The sequence below is a fragment of the Curtobacterium sp. PhB172 genome (genome assembly GCF_003752545.1).
Lineage (GTDB): Bacteria > Actinomycetota > Actinomycetes > Actinomycetales > Microbacteriaceae > Curtobacterium.
In genome coordinates this window covers 79,713-95,040 of record NZ_RKIF01000001.1, presented here as the reverse complement: position 1 = coordinate 95,040, position 15,328 = coordinate 79,713, and the positions used below count along the sequence as shown (strand labels likewise).

17 protein-coding genes are annotated in these 15,328 nt (G+C 71.2%); 13 read left to right on the top strand and 4 right to left on the bottom strand.

All coding sequences use genetic code 11. The features are described from left to right. Positions 1 to 13 precede the first annotated feature (13 nt). From EDF42_RS00485 to EDF42_RS00450, 8 genes are all read left to right on the top strand, one after another. Complete coding sequence (locus tag EDF42_RS00485) at positions 14 to 973, top strand: ABC transporter permease (protein ID WP_123671159.1); 960 nt, start codon at positions 14 to 16, stop codon at positions 971 to 973. Continuing rightward, on the top strand, positions 970 to 1,863 hold the full coding sequence (locus EDF42_RS00480; RefSeq protein ID WP_123671158.1) for an ABC transporter permease: 894 nt from the start codon (positions 970 to 972) through the stop codon (positions 1,861 to 1,863). The genes EDF42_RS00485 and EDF42_RS00480 overlap by 4 nt, the downstream gene beginning before the upstream one ends. Then, the gene (locus EDF42_RS00475) at positions 1,863 to 3,605 is read left to right on the top strand and encodes an ABC transporter ATP-binding protein (RefSeq protein ID WP_123671157.1); all 1,743 of its coding nucleotides are present in this window, start codon (positions 1,863 to 1,865) and stop codon (positions 3,603 to 3,605) included. Before EDF42_RS00480 ends, EDF42_RS00475 begins: the two co-directional genes overlap by 1 nt. Continuing rightward, positions 3,602 to 4,525, top strand: coding sequence for an ROK family protein (locus EDF42_RS00470; protein WP_221180988.1), 924 nt, complete (start codon positions 3,602 to 3,604; stop codon positions 4,523 to 4,525). Before EDF42_RS00475 ends, EDF42_RS00470 begins: the two co-directional genes overlap by 4 nt. Before the next feature lie 167 nt (positions 4,526 to 4,692). Then, positions 4,693 to 4,914: a helix-turn-helix domain-containing protein gene (locus tag EDF42_RS18765; RefSeq protein WP_185002910.1), complete on the top strand. Its 222-nt coding sequence runs from the start codon at positions 4,693 to 4,695 to the stop codon at positions 4,912 to 4,914. Further along, positions 4,907 to 6,169: a type II toxin-antitoxin system HipA family toxin gene (locus tag EDF42_RS00460; RefSeq protein WP_185002908.1), complete on the top strand. Its 1,263-nt coding sequence runs from the start codon at positions 4,907 to 4,909 to the stop codon at positions 6,167 to 6,169. The genes EDF42_RS18765 and EDF42_RS00460 overlap by 8 nt, the downstream gene beginning before the upstream one ends. Positions 6,170 to 6,267: 98 nt before the next feature. After that, a complete protein-coding gene (locus tag EDF42_RS00455; protein ID WP_185040691.1) occupies positions 6,268 to 6,777 on the top strand; it encodes a carboxypeptidase-like regulatory domain-containing protein in 510 nt (169 codons plus the stop codon). A gap of 38 nt (positions 6,778 to 6,815) precedes the next feature. Further along, a complete protein-coding gene (locus tag EDF42_RS00450; protein ID WP_185002906.1) occupies positions 6,816 to 6,992 on the top strand; it encodes a hypothetical protein in 177 nt (58 codons plus the stop codon). 16 nt (positions 6,993 to 7,008) lie between these two features. On the opposite strand, the gene EDF42_RS00445 is transcribed toward EDF42_RS00450, so the two are convergent. Continuing rightward, positions 7,009 to 7,491, bottom strand: coding sequence for a hypothetical protein (locus EDF42_RS00445; protein WP_123671153.1), 483 nt, complete (start codon positions 7,489 to 7,491; stop codon positions 7,009 to 7,011). A gap of 147 nt (positions 7,492 to 7,638) precedes the next feature. On the opposite strand from EDF42_RS00445, the gene EDF42_RS00440 reads away from it, so the two are divergent. The 3 genes from EDF42_RS00440 to EDF42_RS00430 all read left to right on the top strand — a co-directional run bounded on the left by EDF42_RS00440 (position 7,639) and on the right by EDF42_RS00430 (position 9,708). Next, a complete protein-coding gene (locus EDF42_RS00440; RefSeq protein ID WP_123671152.1) occupies positions 7,639 to 8,370 on the top strand; it encodes a trypsin-like serine protease in 732 nt (243 codons plus the stop codon). Between the two features lie 121 nt (positions 8,371 to 8,491). Next, positions 8,492 to 9,379, top strand: coding sequence for an SDR family oxidoreductase (locus tag EDF42_RS00435; protein ID WP_123671151.1), 888 nt, complete (start codon positions 8,492 to 8,494; stop codon positions 9,377 to 9,379). 29 nt (positions 9,380 to 9,408) lie between these two features. After that, positions 9,409 to 9,708, top strand: coding sequence for a Dabb family protein (locus EDF42_RS00430; protein ID WP_185002904.1), 300 nt, complete (start codon positions 9,409 to 9,411; stop codon positions 9,706 to 9,708). 10 nt (positions 9,709 to 9,718) lie between these two features. Here the strand turns inward: EDF42_RS00430 and EDF42_RS00425 are convergent, their stop codons facing one another. Next, positions 9,719 to 10,561, bottom strand: a complete 843-nt coding sequence (locus tag EDF42_RS00425) for a helix-turn-helix transcriptional regulator (protein ID WP_123671150.1) — start codon at positions 10,559 to 10,561, stop codon at positions 9,719 to 9,721. Between the two features lie 101 nt (positions 10,562 to 10,662). Between EDF42_RS00425 and EDF42_RS00420 the strand changes: the two genes are divergently transcribed. Then, positions 10,663 to 11,346: an SDR family NAD(P)-dependent oxidoreductase gene (locus EDF42_RS00420; protein ID WP_123339147.1), complete on the top strand. Its 684-nt coding sequence runs from the start codon at positions 10,663 to 10,665 to the stop codon at positions 11,344 to 11,346. Between the two features lie 66 nt (positions 11,347 to 11,412). Here EDF42_RS00420 and poxB read toward each other — a convergent pair whose 3' ends face one another. Next, complete coding sequence (poxB, locus tag EDF42_RS00415) at positions 11,413 to 13,137, bottom strand: ubiquinone-dependent pyruvate dehydrogenase (RefSeq protein WP_123671149.1); 1,725 nt, start codon at positions 13,135 to 13,137, stop codon at positions 11,413 to 11,415. A gap of 89 nt (positions 13,138 to 13,226) precedes the next feature. On the opposite strand from poxB, the gene EDF42_RS00410 reads away from it, so the two are divergent. Further along, positions 13,227 to 13,925, top strand: coding sequence for a phosphatase PAP2 family protein (locus tag EDF42_RS00410; RefSeq protein ID WP_123671148.1), 699 nt, complete (start codon positions 13,227 to 13,229; stop codon positions 13,923 to 13,925). 121 nt (positions 13,926 to 14,046) lie between these two features. Here the strand turns inward: EDF42_RS00410 and EDF42_RS00405 are convergent, their stop codons facing one another. After that, positions 14,047 to 15,288, bottom strand: a complete 1,242-nt coding sequence (locus EDF42_RS00405) for a multidrug effflux MFS transporter (protein ID WP_123671147.1) — start codon at positions 15,286 to 15,288, stop codon at positions 14,047 to 14,049. Positions 15,289 to 15,328: the final 40 nt, after the last annotated feature.

Sequence of the window (15,328 nt, the reverse complement as noted above, 5' to 3'; positions counted from 1 at the left end):
CATCGGAAGCCGCATGACCACAGCTCTCTACCTCACCAGGCGCGTCCTGCAGGCGCTCGCGGTGATCCTCATCGTCACGATCGTGGTGTTCTGCCTGCTGCACGCGCTGCCCGGCGGACCCGCCCGCGGTGTCCTCGGCGTCTCCGCGACGCCCGCGCAGATCACCGCCTTCAACCAGGCGCAGGGACTCGACCAGGCGCTGCCGGTGCAGTACCTGCGGTTCCTCGGCCGTCTGCTCAGCGGTGACCTCGGCACCTCGTACACGCTCAACGAACCGGTGTCGCAGCTCATCGCCGAACGCCTGCCGAAGACCCTCGTCCTCACCGGCATCTCCGCCGTCCTCGGCCTCGTCGTCGCGATCCCGGTCGGCATGCTCCAGGCCGCCCGCCGCAACGGCGCGGTCGACTACGCCGCCACCGCGCTGGCCTTCGTCTTCTACTCGACGCCGGCCTTCTTCCTCGGCCTCATCCTGATCATCGTGTTCAGCCAGCAACTGCCGTGGCTGCCGTCGCAGGCGCCGAGCGGCACCACGCTCGCCGAGGTGTTCCAGGACCCGGCCGGGCTCGTCCTGCCGGTCGTCACCGGAGCGCTCGCGATGATCGCCGTGTTCAGTCGCTACATGCGGGCCTCGACCCTCGAGAACCTGCAGGAGGACTACGTCCGCACCGCCCGCGCCGGTGGTGCCTCGACGATGACGATCCTGCGCCGACACGTGTTCCGGAACTCGCTGACGCCCGTCGTCGCGATGCTCGGCTACTACCTGCCCGTGCTGTTCGGCGGCGCCCTCGTCACGGAGCAGCTGTTCAACTACCCCGGCATGGGGCTTCTGTTCTGGAACGCGGCGCAGTCGTCGGACTACCCGACACTGCTCGGCTGCGTCCTCGTCATCTCCATCGCGACCGTCATCGGCACCCTGCTCGCCGACGTCGCCCAGTCCCTCATCGATCCGCGAGTGAAGGCGAGCCGCGCATGAGCGCCGTACAACTGGCACCCGAAGCACCGGGCGCTCCCGTCACCGTCGCGGCCACCGGGTTCCGGCTCGCCGCCCGCCGGTTCCGCGGCAACACGCTCGCTGTGATCGGCCTGGCCGTGATCGTCGTCATCGTCCTGTTCTGCTTCGTCGGGCCGTTCCTGTACCCGACCGACCAGACCCACACCCTGCTCGAGCAGGCCAACCAGGGTCCGAGCGCGGCGCACTGGCTCGGTACCGACGCCGTCGGCCACGACGTGCTCGGCCGGCTGATGTACGGCGGCAAGGTCTCGCTCATGGTCGGCATCGCCGCCGGGGTCCTGGCCACCGTCGTCGGCACCCTGTGGGGTTCCGTCGCGGGCTACGTCGGCGGCTGGGTCGACGCGCTGATGATGCGCGTCGTCGACGCGGGCATCGCGATCCCGGCGCTGTTCATCCTGCTCGTCATCTCGGCCATCACGACCCCCGGTGTCGCCGGGCTCATCCTGATCCTCGGGCTGGTGTCGTGGCTGGTGCCGTCCCGCCTGATCCGCGCCGAGACCCTGACGCTGAAGAACCGCGACTACGTGCTCACCCTGCGTGCGATCGGCGGCTCGCATGCCCGCGCCATCGGCAAGCACCTGCTGCCGAACTCGGTGTCCACGATCGTCGTCGCCGCGACCTTCCAGGTCGCCGACGCGATCCTGCTCGTCGCCTACGTCTCGTACCTCGGGCTCGGCGTGCAGCCGCCCGCGACGGACTGGGGCGGCATGCTCTCGGCGGGGCTCACCGCCGCGTACTCCGGACACTGGTGGCTCATCGTGCCGCCGGGTCTGGCCGTGATCCTGATCGTCTGCGCGTTCAACGCCGTGGGCGACGGACTCCGGGACGCCTTCGACGTGAGGGGCCGCTGATGACCACCGAACCGATCTTGCGGACGACCGACCTCGGCGTCTCGTTCAGCACCGAGTCCGGCACCGTGTCGGCCGTCCGGGGTGTGTCCCTGTCGGTCGCGCCGGGCGAGACGCTCGCCCTGGTCGGCGAGTCCGGCTCCGGCAAGTCCACGGTGGCGCTCGCCGCGATGGGGCTGCTCTCCGGCAACGCGACGGCGACGGGCAGCGCGCTCGTCGCCGGGCACCAGGTGGTGGGCGCTCCCGAACCGTCACTGCGTGCGCTGCGGGGCTCGACGGTGTCGATGGTCTTCCAGGAGCCCGCGACGGCCCTCGACCCGCTCACCCGGGTCGGCGCGCAGATCGCCGAGGTGATCCGGAACCACCGAACGGTCACCGCCGCGCAGGCCGCGGCCGAGGCCGTCGACCTGCTCCGTCGCGTCGGGATCCCGTCGCCGGAGCAGCGGGCCCGGTCGTTCCCGTTCCAGCTGTCGGGTGGGCAACGCCAGCGCGTGGTGATCGCGATGGCGATCGCGAACTCGCCGGAGCTGCTCATCGCGGACGAGCCGACGACCGCCCTCGACGTGACCGTGCAGGCCGAGATCCTCGAACTGCTCCGGAAGCTCGCCGTCGACACCGGCACGGGCGTGCTGCTCGTGACGCACAACATGGGCGTCGTCGCGGACTTCGCAGACCGCGTCGCGGTCATGCTGCAGGGGGAGATCGTCGAGACCGGCAGCGTCGAGGACGTCCTGCTCCGTCCGGAGCACGAGTACACGAAGCGGCTGCTCGCCGCGGTGCCGCGGCTCGAGACGCCGGCGTCGTCATCCGACGCCGCCGAGTCGGCGAGACGCCTCCGGATTCGGGGGCGTGATGCGCAGACGCCGGCGTCTTCCGAGCTGGGGACGTCGGGTGCGGCGGCCGGGAGGCCCGGTGCGGCCCCGGTGGTCGACCTGCGGGACGTCACGGTGACGTTCGGGCGCGGGGCGCGCGCCGTCCACGCGTTGCAGGGGATCGACATCGCCGTGCACGCGGGCGAGACGGTCGGCCTGGTCGGCGAGTCCGGCTCCGGCAAGTCCACCGCGGCCCGGGTGGCGCTCGGACTCATCACGCCGACGTCCGGCACGGTGTCGCTGTTCGGGCAGGACCTGCGCAGCGCCCGTGGCCGTGATCGTCGGGCGCTCCGGTCCGGCATCGGCGTCGTGCTGCAGGACCCGGTGGCCTCGCTCGACGCCCGGATGTCCGTGGCGGAGTGCATCGCCGAACCGCTCGCCGTGCACCGCCGCGGGATGTCGTCGGCGGACCGTCGTCGGCGGATCGACGAGGTGCTCGACGCCGTCCGGTTGCCGCGGTCGCTCGCATCGCGTGCACCCCGCGAGCTCTCCGGCGGCCAGCGCCAGCGGGTCTCGCTCGCCCGTGCCCTGGTGCTCGAGCCGCGGTTGCTCGTCGCCGACGAACCGACCTCGGCGCTCGACGTGAGCGTGCAGGAGACCGTGCTCGAGGTCCTCGGTGAACTGCAGGACGACCTGGGGTTCGCGTGCCTGTTCGTCTCGCACGACCTGGCCGTGGTGCAGCACTTCGCCGAGCGCGTCGTGGTGATGCGCCAGGGCGTCGTCGAGGAGCAGGGCACCACCGGCACGACGTTGCTCCACCCCACCACCGACTACACCCGACGCCTGCTCGCCGCCGTACCCGTGCCGGACCCCGTCCTGCAACGGCAGCGTCGGACGGAGCGTCTCGCCTCGCTCGCGGCGGTGACCGCGTGACCCGGGTGATCGCCGGCGTCGACGTCGGCGGCACGAACACCAAGGTCGTCCTGACGACCCCGGACCTCGAGGTCATCGACCGCGTCGACCTGCCGACGCCCGCCCACGCGGGCGGGGCGGCGATCGTGACGGCCGCCGTCGGGGCGGTGACGGGCCTGCTCGTCCGGCACCGGGCCTCCTTGACGGGTGTCGGGGTGGGCGCGGCCGGCGTGGTCGACGCGGCCACGGGCACCGTCCTGGTGACGGGTAACTCGTTCACCGGCTGGGCAGGTTACGGCGTGACGAGCGCGGTCAACGACGCCCTCGGCGTGCCGGCGACGCTCGACAACGACGTGAACGCGTTCCTGCTCGGCGAGATCGCCACGGGTGCCGTCGCGGGGGAGTCCGACGTGCTCGGGATGACCCTCGGCACCGGGGTCGGCGGGGCGTTCGTGCTCGGTGGGCGGCTGTTCGCGGGGCCGCGCGGGGCCGCCGGTGAGATCGGCCACGTGCCGGGCTTCGGCGACGCGACCTGCACCTGCGGACAGATCGGGCACCTCGAGACCATCGCGGGCGCGCGGGGCATCGCCGACCGGTACGCCGAACGGTCCGGCCGGCGGCTGTCGGCGCGCGACGTCGCGGTCGCCGCGCGTGCCGGTGACACGGACGCCGCTGCCGTCTTCGAGGCCGCGGGCTGGGGACTGGCGCGCGCCGCCCTGCTCACCGCGGGGATCCTCGACGTCACGACGATCGTGATCGGCGGCGGCATCGCGCGGTCGTGGGACCTGCTCGAACCGGCCATCACCGCGGCGATCGCGGCCGAGCCCCCGGTGAGCGGCGCGACGATCCGGCTGGCGCAGTCGACCCTCGGGTCGGACGCCGTGGCGCTCGGTGCCGCGTCGCAGGTGCGGGCGTTGGTGCCGGAGGCCGAGTCGGTCTAGGGCTTCGCGCGAGCGATCTCCGAGTGGAGGCTGTCATCGATCGGTTACATCAGTCAGGTGTAAGCGATCGGTTACAGTGCGACTGTGTAATCGATCGATTACAGTACGACTGTGTAATCGATCGGTTACAGTTGAGCTGCCGCGATCAGTTACTCCGGAGGTGTCCCGTGCGTGTAGACAGTGTCCTGGCGCTGGGCGATGCCGTCCACGAGCGCCGGGTGGAGCTCGGGTGGTCCCAGGGGGAGCTGGCGCAGCGCATGGGTGTGAGTCGCCGGTGGGTGAACGAGTTCGAGAACGGCAAGGGCACCGCGCAGCTCCGACTCGCTCTCGATGCGCTCACCGTGCTCGGCTTGGTCCTCGACGCAGAGGCTGCGGCTGCGGATGAGTGAGCTCCGCGCGTTCCTCGACGGCGAGCCGGTCGGTGCCTTCGAGATGAACGCCACCGGCAACACCACCTTCACGTACGACGAGGCCTACCGTTCCCGCCCGTCCGCCACCCCGCTGTCGCTGTCGATGCGAACCGGACGGCGCACGTGGGCAGCGAAGTCCGCCGGCCCCTTCCTCGCCGGGCTCCTGCCCGACAGCCCGGAACGGCTTCACGAACTCGCTTCCGAGAACCGCGTCTCGGAGAACCCGTTCCGGCTGCTCGAGCGCGTCGGTCGGGACGCCGCCGGCGCGGTCCAGCTCCTTCCACCGGACGTGGCATCGACGGACGCCGCCGTTCGGCGGGGGGATGTGCAGCGGCTCACCGACGACGACTTCTCCACGTTGCTGGATGCGCTCGCGCGCAACCCCGGTTCCTGGGGCGGAACGAAGAACGCCGGGCGATGGTCGCTCGCCGGCGCGCAGAGCAAGGCTGCCCTCTTCCGCTTCGACGACGGCACGTGGGGAGTGCCGCAGGACTCGACCCCGACGACGCACATCCTCAAGCCGGTGATCGCGGCGCTACCTGATCACGACGTGAACGAGTTCGTGTCGATGGAAGCCGCACGGCTGCTCGGGCTGCACGTTGCGGACCACGAGCTCCTGCGCACCTCGGCCGGGACACGGGTCTTCGTCAGCAGACGGTACGACCGTGCCCGCGACGCCAGTGGGCACTGGCGACGGCTCCACCAAGAAGACATGTGCCAGGCGCTGTCGGTCTACCCGGTCCGCAAGTACCAGGAGGAGGGCGGCCCGTCGGTGAAGCAGATCGCTGCGCTCCTCCGGAGTGCCATCACGAAGCCGGCGGAACGAAGCGCAGCGCAACGACAGTTCTTCGACGCGCTGGTGCTGAACGTCGCGATGCTCGGCACTGACGCGCACGCGAAGAACTACTCGTTGCTCCTCGACGGGTCCTCCGTCCGACTGGCGCCCCTCTACGACCTCGGATCGCATGCCGCGTACCCGTCGGCGGACGGGAGCGCGTTGCGCGCTGCGATGTCCATCGGCAACGAGTACCGATTCGACGGGATCGGGAGCGCGCAGTTCCGCGAGCTCGGGAAGGCGCTCGACCTCGCACCGGACGAGACGTCCGAGCGGTACCGTCACATCACGTCGAACGTGGCTGCTGCCTTCGCACAGGCCGCGAGCGCTGTGGACGAGCCGTTCGCACAGGAGCTCGCCGACGCAGTGGCGAAGAACGCTGCGCAGCGCGGCTGGTGATGGCTGCGGGCCCCGTCCGTGCGCCCGCGGCCACACGCCGCTACGCTCCACTGCACCGGGGCCAGGGGCGACCCCGCACAGGGGGTCAGGGGCACACCATGACGGTACGACGACGACGCACGTCGGTCGGGATCACGACCGCACTGACACTGATCGGTGTGCTGGTCGCGCCGGTCACCGCGGCGGTGGCCGCTCCGGACGACGGCGCGCTCACCGTCATGCTGACCGACTTCGACGACGTCATCCCGGCGGAGCGCACCGGTGTCGTGGTCAGTGCCGGCAGGCAGGAGACCGTCGTGCTGGTGGTGCGACGGGGTGCCTCGATCGGCGGCACGGCCCACAACCCGTACGGCGCGGACCTGTCCGGTGCAGCGGTCGTGGTCCGCGGCTGGAACACCGGCACCGTGCGGCGGACCGTCACCTCGCCCGACGGCCACTACTGGGTGCATGGCCTGCCGAGCGACGACTACAGCGTGCAGGTCAACGCGCACCACGAGACGCTCGACTCGTGGCCGGCGCTCCGCGGCGAGTCGTGGGCACCGACTTCACCGGGGCAACGGTCCACGTGTACGGCGAGTCGATCGGCAGCACGTTCGACACGCACCTGAGCTACTGGTCACCCGGTCGAGGCGGGACCTTCGGCGTGGTGCTGAGCCCCGGACGCTACAAGGTCGAGGTCGTCGGCTGGTCGCCGAGCCAGCGCCGGTACGTCTCGTACTGGTACGGCGGCGAGGGCAACCGGCCCGTCGCGGACCGTGCGGCGTCGCACACGATCGTCATCCGCGACGAGAGTCGGTCGATCTCGTTCTGGAGCACCCGCTGACGGGGCCGTTGATCCGTCAGCCGGCGCGTCCGTCGGTGGGTGCCGGCTCGGTGATCCGCTCACCGGTCGTCGGGTCCCACCCGATCGTGCGGGGTTCGGCGGGGCGATCGCGGCGCTCGGTCTTCGGGAAGAACCCTCGCGTGGACGGGAGGTAGCTCAGGACCGTCGCGGCGACGAGGGCGATCGGGTAGAGGAAGCCTGCGGCCCCCGCGCCGAGCACGAGCCCGACCACGGTGTTCACCACGGCGAAGCCGGCGACGATCGCGAGCCAGAGCCGTGCGGACGCCGATCCGCGGGCCATCCGGATCGCCAGCCAGACGAACAGGGCCGCGAAGGCGAGGCCGATGAAGGAGCCGACCAGTGCGACGGCGAGCCCACCGTCGGTGTGCACCACCGCGACGACCAGGAACCCGAGGCGGACGAGCACCACGGCGCACCAGATGCCGGACGCGATGGTGACGACGTTCGGGCGCGTCCTCCGCGCGGTGTTCGTGCTCATGTCGCTCCTTCGGTTTCCCGGTCGACACGATCCTAGGGCGGCCGGGTCCGTCGAAGTGCGGACTGGCGCGGCCCCCGAACGAGGGTCAGGATGCTGCCTAGTTGCACAGCGCAACGGGTCAGGTGCTTCCCCGACAGAGGAGTCGTCATGAAGAAGTCCATCGCAGCCGCGTTCGCCGCCGCGGCCGTCATCACCGCGGGTGTGTTCGCCGCGTCACCCGCTTCGGCACTGCCGGCCAGCACGAAGGTCGTCGGTGGCGAGAAGGCCCCCACCACCTCGTGGGCGGTCCAGCTCGAAGCGTCGGGCGGCTCCATCCCGTCGGGCTACGTCAGCAACTGCACCGGCGAGCAGATCAACGCCTCGTGGATCCTCACCGCCCGTCACTGCATCGACGGCATCGGTGCGATGAACGTCTACCACTCCAACTCCACGACCAACCGGGGCACCGCCGTCGCCGTCGACCGCGTCAGCGCCTCGCCCGCGGGCGACATCGCACTCGTGCACCTGCGGACCGCCTACTCGCTGTCCACCTACGCCCCGCTCGACCTCACCGCGACCGCCAAGTCGAGCGGGACCGGCACCATCCAGGGCTACGGCCTGCGCGCGAACGCGACCCAGTCCGACGGCCTCTACCAGGCCACCGTCTCGCTCACCGGTGCGAGCACCGATGCGTACAGCGGTCGTGCTCAGCACCTCACCGGCGTGACCGGTGCCTCGAACCACGGCGACTCCGGCGGCCCGCTGCTCGTGAACGGCAAGGTCGTCGCCGTCTGCTCCACCGGTGACAGCGCCGACCCCGGCGCCGACACCAAGGCCGGCTCGAACTACGCCCTGCTGTCGCAGGCCTCGTCCTGGATCCGGACCACGGCCGGCGTCTGAACCACGTGACGGACGGGAGGCCCGTGGCGACGCCGCCACGGGCCTCCCGTCCGTCACCAGCCGTGTCCCAGGACCGCAGCGGCTGAACGCGCGTCCACGCGCGACGACGACAGTGGAACGCATGAGCCAGTACGACAAGCGCGATCCGAACACCCTCTACCCGGCCCCGCCGTACCCGAAGCAGGAGCAGTCGCTGCCCGGTGCCGCGTGGAAGATGGACCCGAAGCCCGACCACGGCGAGGAGAGCTACGTCGGCCGGGAACGCCTCACCGGCTACCGCGGCATCATCACCGGCGCCGACTCCGGCATCGGTCGCGCCGCCGCCATCGCCCTCTCGCGTGAGGGCGCCGACCTGGTGCTGTCCTACCTGCCGGACGAGCAGGAGGACGCCGAACAGGTCCGCGACGTGCTCGAGTCGGAGGGACGTCGCGCCGTGCTCTTCCCCGGGGACATCTCCGACGAGCAGTACTGCATCGACCTGGTGCAGAAGGGCGTCGACGAGTTCGGCGGTCTCGACACCCTGGTCATGGTCGCCGGCCGCATGGACAGCAACGAGGACATCCTGACCCTCGACACGTCGATGTTCGACTCGACGTTCAAGACCAACATCTACTCGCTGTTCTGGCTGACCAAGGCAGCGGTGCCGCACCTCGAGCCGGGCTCCACCATCGTGACGACCGGTTCGATCCAGGCGTCGACGCCCTCGGCCGACAAGATCGACTACGCCGTGTCGAAGGGCGCGATCAAGCTCTTCACCGAGGCCGTCGCCCAGCAGCTCGCACCCAAGGGCATCCGCGTGAACTCCGTCGCCCCCGGGCCGGTGTGGACGCCGCTGCAGCCGGGCTCCGACGACGCCGAGACGGTGTCGCACTTCGGCGAGACCTCGCCGTTCGGCCGCCCCGGACAGCCCGCTGAGCTCGGTGCCGCGTACGTGCACCTGGTGAGCCCGGAGTCGAGCTACCAGTCGGGGTCCACGATCACGATCGCCGGCGGAACGCCCGCGTTCTGATCGGCGTCGTGACAGACGAAGGAGACCACGTGTCAGGAGTGACGCACACCGTGCTGGTCGAGTGGGACGGAGCGGACCGGTCGTCCGAGGCAGACGCCCTGTCGCGCGAGCACCTGCCGCGGATCGACGGTGTCGAGTCCGTGCAGTCGGGGACGAGCGTGAGCACCGAGGGGCTCGAGGGCGGGTTCCACTGGATGCTCGTGGTGCGGTTCCGCGATCGGGCAGCACTCGCCGGGTACCTGCCGCACCCGGAGCACCGGCCGGTGGCGGAGTTCATCGGTGGTGCGAGTGCCCGGGTCGTGGTGTTCGACGTCGAGGACGCCGCGTAGCCGGACGAGCTCACTCCACCAACGACTGCGTCCCGAGCACGATCGCCAGCGCCAACCGCTCGGCGTCCACCGACCCCGGCACCGCCGTGTACGCCAGGATCCGCAGGTCCTCCGGCCCGACCACCAGGGTGTCGCAGTCGAGCGTGATGAGCCCGACGTCGGGGTGGTCGATCACCTTGCGACGGGCCGTCTCGCCCAGGGTCGTCGCACCCGAGTCCCAAAGCTCGACGAACCGCGGGCTCGCCGCCCGCAGGTCCCGCACGAGCTGCTGCAACTGCCGGTCGAGCGGGTAGCGGGCCGCGGTCATGCGGAGTCCGGCGACCAGGTTCTCCTCGAACGCCGCCTGTTCCGCGGGCGTGTGCACGGCACGGCTCCCCGCGCCGACCAGGTGCCGCCAGGCGGTGTTGCGTTCGTTCCCGCGCATCCCGCCGATCGGTCCCATCAGGGCTTCGTGCGGAGCGTTGGTCACGAGCAGGTTCCCGGCGGCGTCGAGCACCGCGACCGGGGTGTCCGCCAGCCGGTCGAGCAGCCGTTGCACGCTCGGCGGGATCCGCGACGGCACGACGTCCGCGCCCGGGGCCGCGTGCCCGGCGAGCCGGTACAACAGCTCGCGTTCGGCGTCCGAGACCCGGAGGGCACGCGTCAGCGCCTCGACCACCTGGGCGGACGGCGACGTCGCGCGACCCTGTTCCAAGCGCGTCAGGTAATCGGCGGAGATCCCCGCGAGGCCCGCGAGTTCCTCACGCCGCAGTCCCGCCGCGCGACGCCGCGGCCCGACGGCCATGCCGGCGGCCGCGGGGGTGACGTGGTCGCGGAGCCGTCGCAGGGTGTGCCCGAAGTCCGTGTCCGCCATGCCCCCAGTCTGCGCGCACGTCGCGGCCCCGTCCTGGCCCCACCAGTCCTACGACAACCGGGCGACTCCCTGCGACGGACGACCGGCGCGACGCTGGACCCATGACAACGACACTCATCACCGGCGCCACCCGTGGCCTCGGCAAGGAAACCGCCCGCCAGCTCGTCGCAGCCGGCCACACCGTCTGGATCGGCGCTCGCGACGCCGACCAGGGAGCGGCCGTCGCCGCCGAGATCGGCGCACGCTCCGTCCAGCTCGACGTCCGCGACGACGACTCGGTCGCCGCAGCCTTCGCGCACATCGACGCGAACGGCGGCCTGGACGTCCTGGTCAACAACGCCGGCATCGCGATGTGGGGTCTGAACGGGCCGGACGCGCTCGCCGTCTTCGACACGAACGCCGTCGGCATCGTCCGCACGACCGAGGCCGCGTTGCCGATCCTGCGCCGATCGGCCAGCCCCCTCGTCGTCAACGTCGGGAGCGCGCTCGGCTCGTTCACGGCGGTCCACGACCCGGACAGCGCGGCGTCGACCGTGCAGGCCGCGGTCTACGGCGCGAGCAAGTCGGCCGTCTCGATGCTCACGGTGCAGTACGCCCGCATCGCACCCGAGGTGCGCTTCGTCGTCCTCGAGCCCGGCTACACGGCGACCGAGCTCGGCGGGGTGCCGAACCCGCACGGTCGCCCCGTCGAGGTGAGCGCGGCGACCGTCGCAGCCGCCGCGAGCGTGGGCCCGGAGGGCCCGACCGGCGTGTTCCTGGAGGACGGCCAGCCGCTCGGGTGGTGACGTCGTGACGGACGGGAGGCACGGTGCCAGCTGGCACCGTGCCTCCCGTCCGCCGTGCGGTCGCGTCTACAGCAGCTGTCGCGCGTTGGTCGACGCGAGGTCCAGCAGCTCGTCGCCGCGACCGGACAGCACCGTGCGGATGGCGTAGAGCGTGAAGCCCTTCGCCTGCTCGAGCGTGACCGCCGGGGGCATCGACAGCTCCTGCCGGTTCGCGCGGACGGACACGAGCGCGGGGCCGTCGTGCGCGAGCGCGGCGGCCATCGCGTCCTCGAAGTCGTCGGACACGTCGACCTTGAAGCCCTTGATGCCGATCGCCTCGGCGACCGCGGCGAAGTCCGGGTTCTGCAGCTCGGTGCCGTAGTTCACGAACCCGGCGGCCTTCATCTCGAGCTCGACGAAGTTCAGCGACGAGTTGTCGAACACGACGATCTTCACCGGCAGCTTGTTCTGCACGATCGTGATGAGCTCGCCGAGCAGCATCGTCAGCCCGCCGTCACCCGCGAGCGCGATCACCTGGCGGTCCGGGAACGCCGTCTGCGCACCGATCGCCTGCGGGACGGCGTTCGCCATCGTGCCGTGCACGAACGAGCCGATGAGGCGACGCTTGCCGTTCATCGTGAGGTAGCGCGACGCCCACACCACGGGGGAGCCGACGTCCGGGATGAACACGGCGTCCTGCGTGGCGATCCGGTCGAGCACCCGGGCGACGTACTGCGGGTGCAGCGGCTTCTTCTTGCCGGCGGGGACGGCCAGGTCGTCGAGCTTCTCGCGGGTCTTCCGGTAGCGCTTCAGCGATTCCTCGAGGTGCTTCGTCGGGTGCGAACCGGTCAGCAGCGGGATGAGCGCGAGGGCGGTGTCCTTGACGGTGCCGACCAGGCCGATGTCGACGGGGTGTCGTCGGCCGAGCTGCGACCCGCGGATGTCGACCTGCACGTGCTTCGCCTTGGCGGGGAAGAACTGCTGGTACGGGAAGTCGGTGCCGAGCATGAGCACGACGTCGGCGTCCTCCATCGCGCGGTACCCGGACGCGAAGCCGAGCAGGCCCGTCATGCCGACGTCGTAGGGGTTGTCCCACTCGATGTGCTCCTTGCCCCGCAGGGCGTGCACGATCGGGGCCTGCAGCCGTTCGGCCAGCGCGATGACCTCGTCGTGGGCCCCGGCGACACCGGCGCCGGCCAGGATCGTGACCTTGTCGGCGCCGTTCAGCAGCTCGGCGGTGCGGAGCAGCTCGGCCTCACTCGGCACGATGCGCGGCGTCGTGCGCTCGATGCGGGTGGTGCGGTCGTCCTTCGCCTCGGCGAGCAGGACGTCGCCGGGGATCACGAGCACCGCGACCCCACGCTTCTCGACGGCTTCGCGCATCGCGATCTCGAGCAGGCGGGGCATCTGGGTCGGGTCGGCGACGTACTCGACGTAGACCGAGCACTCGCGGAACAGCTCCTGCGGGTGGGTCTCCTGGAAGTAGCCCGAGCCGATCTCGGCGGTGGGGATGTGCGCGGCGATCGCGAGGACCGGGACGCGCGACCGGTTGGCGTCGAACAGGCCGTTGATGAGGTGCAGGTTGCCGGGACCGCAGCTGCCGGCGCAGACCGCGAGCTCGCCGGTCAGTTCGGCCTCGGCGCTCGCGGCGAACGCAGCGGCCTCCTCGTGGCGGACGTGCTCCCACCGGATCGTGCCGTCCTTGCGCAGGGCGTCGGTGAAGCCGTTGAGGGAGTCCCCCGGCAGGCCGTAGACGCGGGCGACGTCGTTCTTGCGGAGGGTGGCGACGATGTTCTCGGCAACGGTTGGCATGCCTCCTGTCTACTCGCGGGCGGCTGCGCTGAGTGCTTTCAGAGGCTCGCCGGACCCGTGGTCGGAGTCCGGGCTGGGACGATGGTCGGATGACCGATGCGCCGCTGCTCCGCCCCCGCCGACCGGAGTCCGACGGCGCCGGGATCCTCGAGCCGTCGCCCTACCCGCTCGTCTCCGTCGCGATCGCGGTCATCGCCGTGGTCGTCATCACGCTCGTCGGGTTCGCCCTCGGCACGGTCGACCTCGGACTGTCGAAGGCCCTGAACGCCCTGCACACCGGCGCGATCGGGGCGTTCACCACCGCCGTCTACCACGTCATCAGTCCCGGTCCGGCGATCGGGATCACCGTCGTCGTCGTGGCCGTGATCTGGTGGCGCACCCGGAGTCTCCGCCCGGCCCTGGCCTTCGGCGGCACGATCGCCATCACGTGGGTGCCGTCCGCGGTCGTGAAGGAGATCGTCCACCGCGCCAGGCCCGACGTCGCCGTGCTGCCGCACCCGTTCCCGGTGCAGCCCGACCCCGGGTACCCGAGCGGGCACACCGTCTACATCACGGCGTTCGTGATCGCGCTGATCTGGCTGCTGCGCGAGACCCGGTGGCACCGACTCGCACTGACGCTCGGGGTCGTCGCGATCGTGGTGGTGTTCTTCTCGGTGTCGATCGACGCGGTGCACTACCCGACCGACGCGGTGGCCTCGATCCTGTGGGCGCTCGCCGTGGCCCCGGGGGTGCGGGTGGTGTGGGTCGACTGGCTCATGCCGCGGATCCCGTTCCTGCGGGCGCGGTAGTCGACGGGGCTGCCGACTCGGGCCGACTCGGAACGACGTCCTGGTTGTCGTGCGACGTCGATGATGTCGTTCCGGGTCGGCCCCGACCGGGTCGGCCCCGACCGGGTCGGCCCCGACCGAGTCAGGCCAGGCGGGTGCGACCCCGGGCGACGAGCAGTGCCACGACGGCCACCACGGCTGCCGCGAGCATCACGATCGCCAGCGGTGCCGCCGTCACCGAGCCGCCGATGCTGACGAGCGGGGACACCAGCGCCGCGAGCCCGAACTGCAGCGCACCGAGTACGGCCGACGCGCTGCCGGCAGCGGCGGGGACCGCGCCGAGGGCCAGTGCCGTGGCGTTGCCGAGCACCAGTCCGAGCGACCCGACCGCGGTGAACAGCGGGACCGCGAGCCAGAACACGGGCGCCGCGAAGACGACGAGCAGCGCGAACGCGACCGTCGAGGCGAACACCAGGGCGATGCCGAGCGACAGCACGCCGGTGACCGAACGGGTCTCGGTGAGCTTGGCGGAGACGATGCTCACGCCCATCAGGGCCAGCGCGTTCAGCCCGAACGCCAGACCGTAGCCGACGGTGCCGAGCCCGATCATGTCCTGGTACAGGAACGGCGAGGCCGAGATGTACGCCATCATCACGGCGAACGCGAAGCCGAACACGGCGATGTAGCCGAGGAAGGTGCGGGAGCGCAGTGCACGGAGCGGCGAACCGGAGCCCTTCCGCTCCTCGCGCAGCACGTCGCGGTGCGCCTTCAGGTGGGTCTCACGGATGACGGCGAGCACCGCGACGAGCATGACCACGGACAGGCCGAGGACGATCGACAGCAGGCCGCGCCAGCCGATCGGACCGGTGAGCAGGCCACCGAGCAGCGGAGCGACGACGGGGGCGACCCCGCCGACGATCATCATGAGCGAGAACGCGCGGGCTGCGGGCTTGCCGGTCGCCAGGTCGGAGATGACCGCACGGCTGATCACCATGCCGGCCGCTCCGCCCAGGCCCTGCAGGAGTCGAGCTGCGATGAGCACGCCGATGTTCGGTGCGAACACGGCGGCGACGCTCGCGAGGACGCACAGTGCCGCGCCGGCGATGAGCGGCGGCACGCGGCCGAACCGGTCGGACAGCGGGCCGAAGACGAGCTGGCCGGCCGTGACACCGACCAGGAACGCGGTCAGCGTGAGCTGCACGGTGGTGGCGCTCGCACCGAGCTCGGTGGTCATCTGCGGGAACGCCGGCAGGTACAGGTCGGTGGCGAAGGGGGCGACGGCGCTGAGCAGGCCGAGCACCAGCAGCAGCGGCGTCGTGATGCCCTGCTGCCTGGTCGTGGGTGTCGCGGCGTGCGCGCGGATGGTTCCGGTGTCCGTGGTCATTGTTATGAAAGCATAACTCATTGCCGATCCTCGGTACAGT

Coding starts and splice junctions, on each gene's coding strand:
- EDF42_RS00485 (WP_123671159.1), top strand. CDS start 14: ATGACCACAGCTCTCTACCTCACCAGGCGCGTCCTGCAGGCGCTCGCG.
- EDF42_RS00480 (WP_123671158.1), top strand. CDS start 970: ATGAGCGCCGTACAACTGGCACCCGAAGCACCGGGCGCTCCCGTCACC.
- EDF42_RS00475 (WP_123671157.1), top strand. CDS start 1,863: ATGACCACCGAACCGATCTTGCGGACGACCGACCTCGGCGTCTCGTTC.
- EDF42_RS00460 (WP_185002908.1), top strand. CDS start 4,907: ATGAGTGAGCTCCGCGCGTTCCTCGACGGCGAGCCGGTCGGTGCCTTC.
- EDF42_RS00455 (WP_185040691.1), top strand. CDS start 6,268: ATGACGGTACGACGACGACGCACGTCGGTCGGGATCACGACCGCACTG.
- EDF42_RS00445 (WP_123671153.1), bottom strand. CDS start 7,491: ATGAGCACGAACACCGCGCGGAGGACGCGCCCGAACGTCGTCACCATC.
- EDF42_RS00440 (WP_123671152.1), top strand. CDS start 7,639: ATGAAGAAGTCCATCGCAGCCGCGTTCGCCGCCGCGGCCGTCATCACC.
- EDF42_RS00435 (WP_123671151.1), top strand. CDS start 8,492: ATGAGCCAGTACGACAAGCGCGATCCGAACACCCTCTACCCGGCCCCG.
- EDF42_RS00425 (WP_123671150.1), bottom strand. CDS start 10,561: ATGGCGGACACGGACTTCGGGCACACCCTGCGACGGCTCCGCGACCAC.
- EDF42_RS00420 (WP_123339147.1), top strand. CDS start 10,663: ATGACAACGACACTCATCACCGGCGCCACCCGTGGCCTCGGCAAGGAA.
- poxB (WP_123671149.1), bottom strand. CDS start 13,137: ATGCCAACCGTTGCCGAGAACATCGTCGCCACCCTCCGCAAGAACGAC.
- EDF42_RS00410 (WP_123671148.1), top strand. CDS start 13,227: ATGACCGATGCGCCGCTGCTCCGCCCCCGCCGACCGGAGTCCGACGGC.
- EDF42_RS00405 (WP_123671147.1), bottom strand. CDS start 15,288: ATGACCACGGACACCGGAACCATCCGCGCGCACGCCGCGACACCCACG.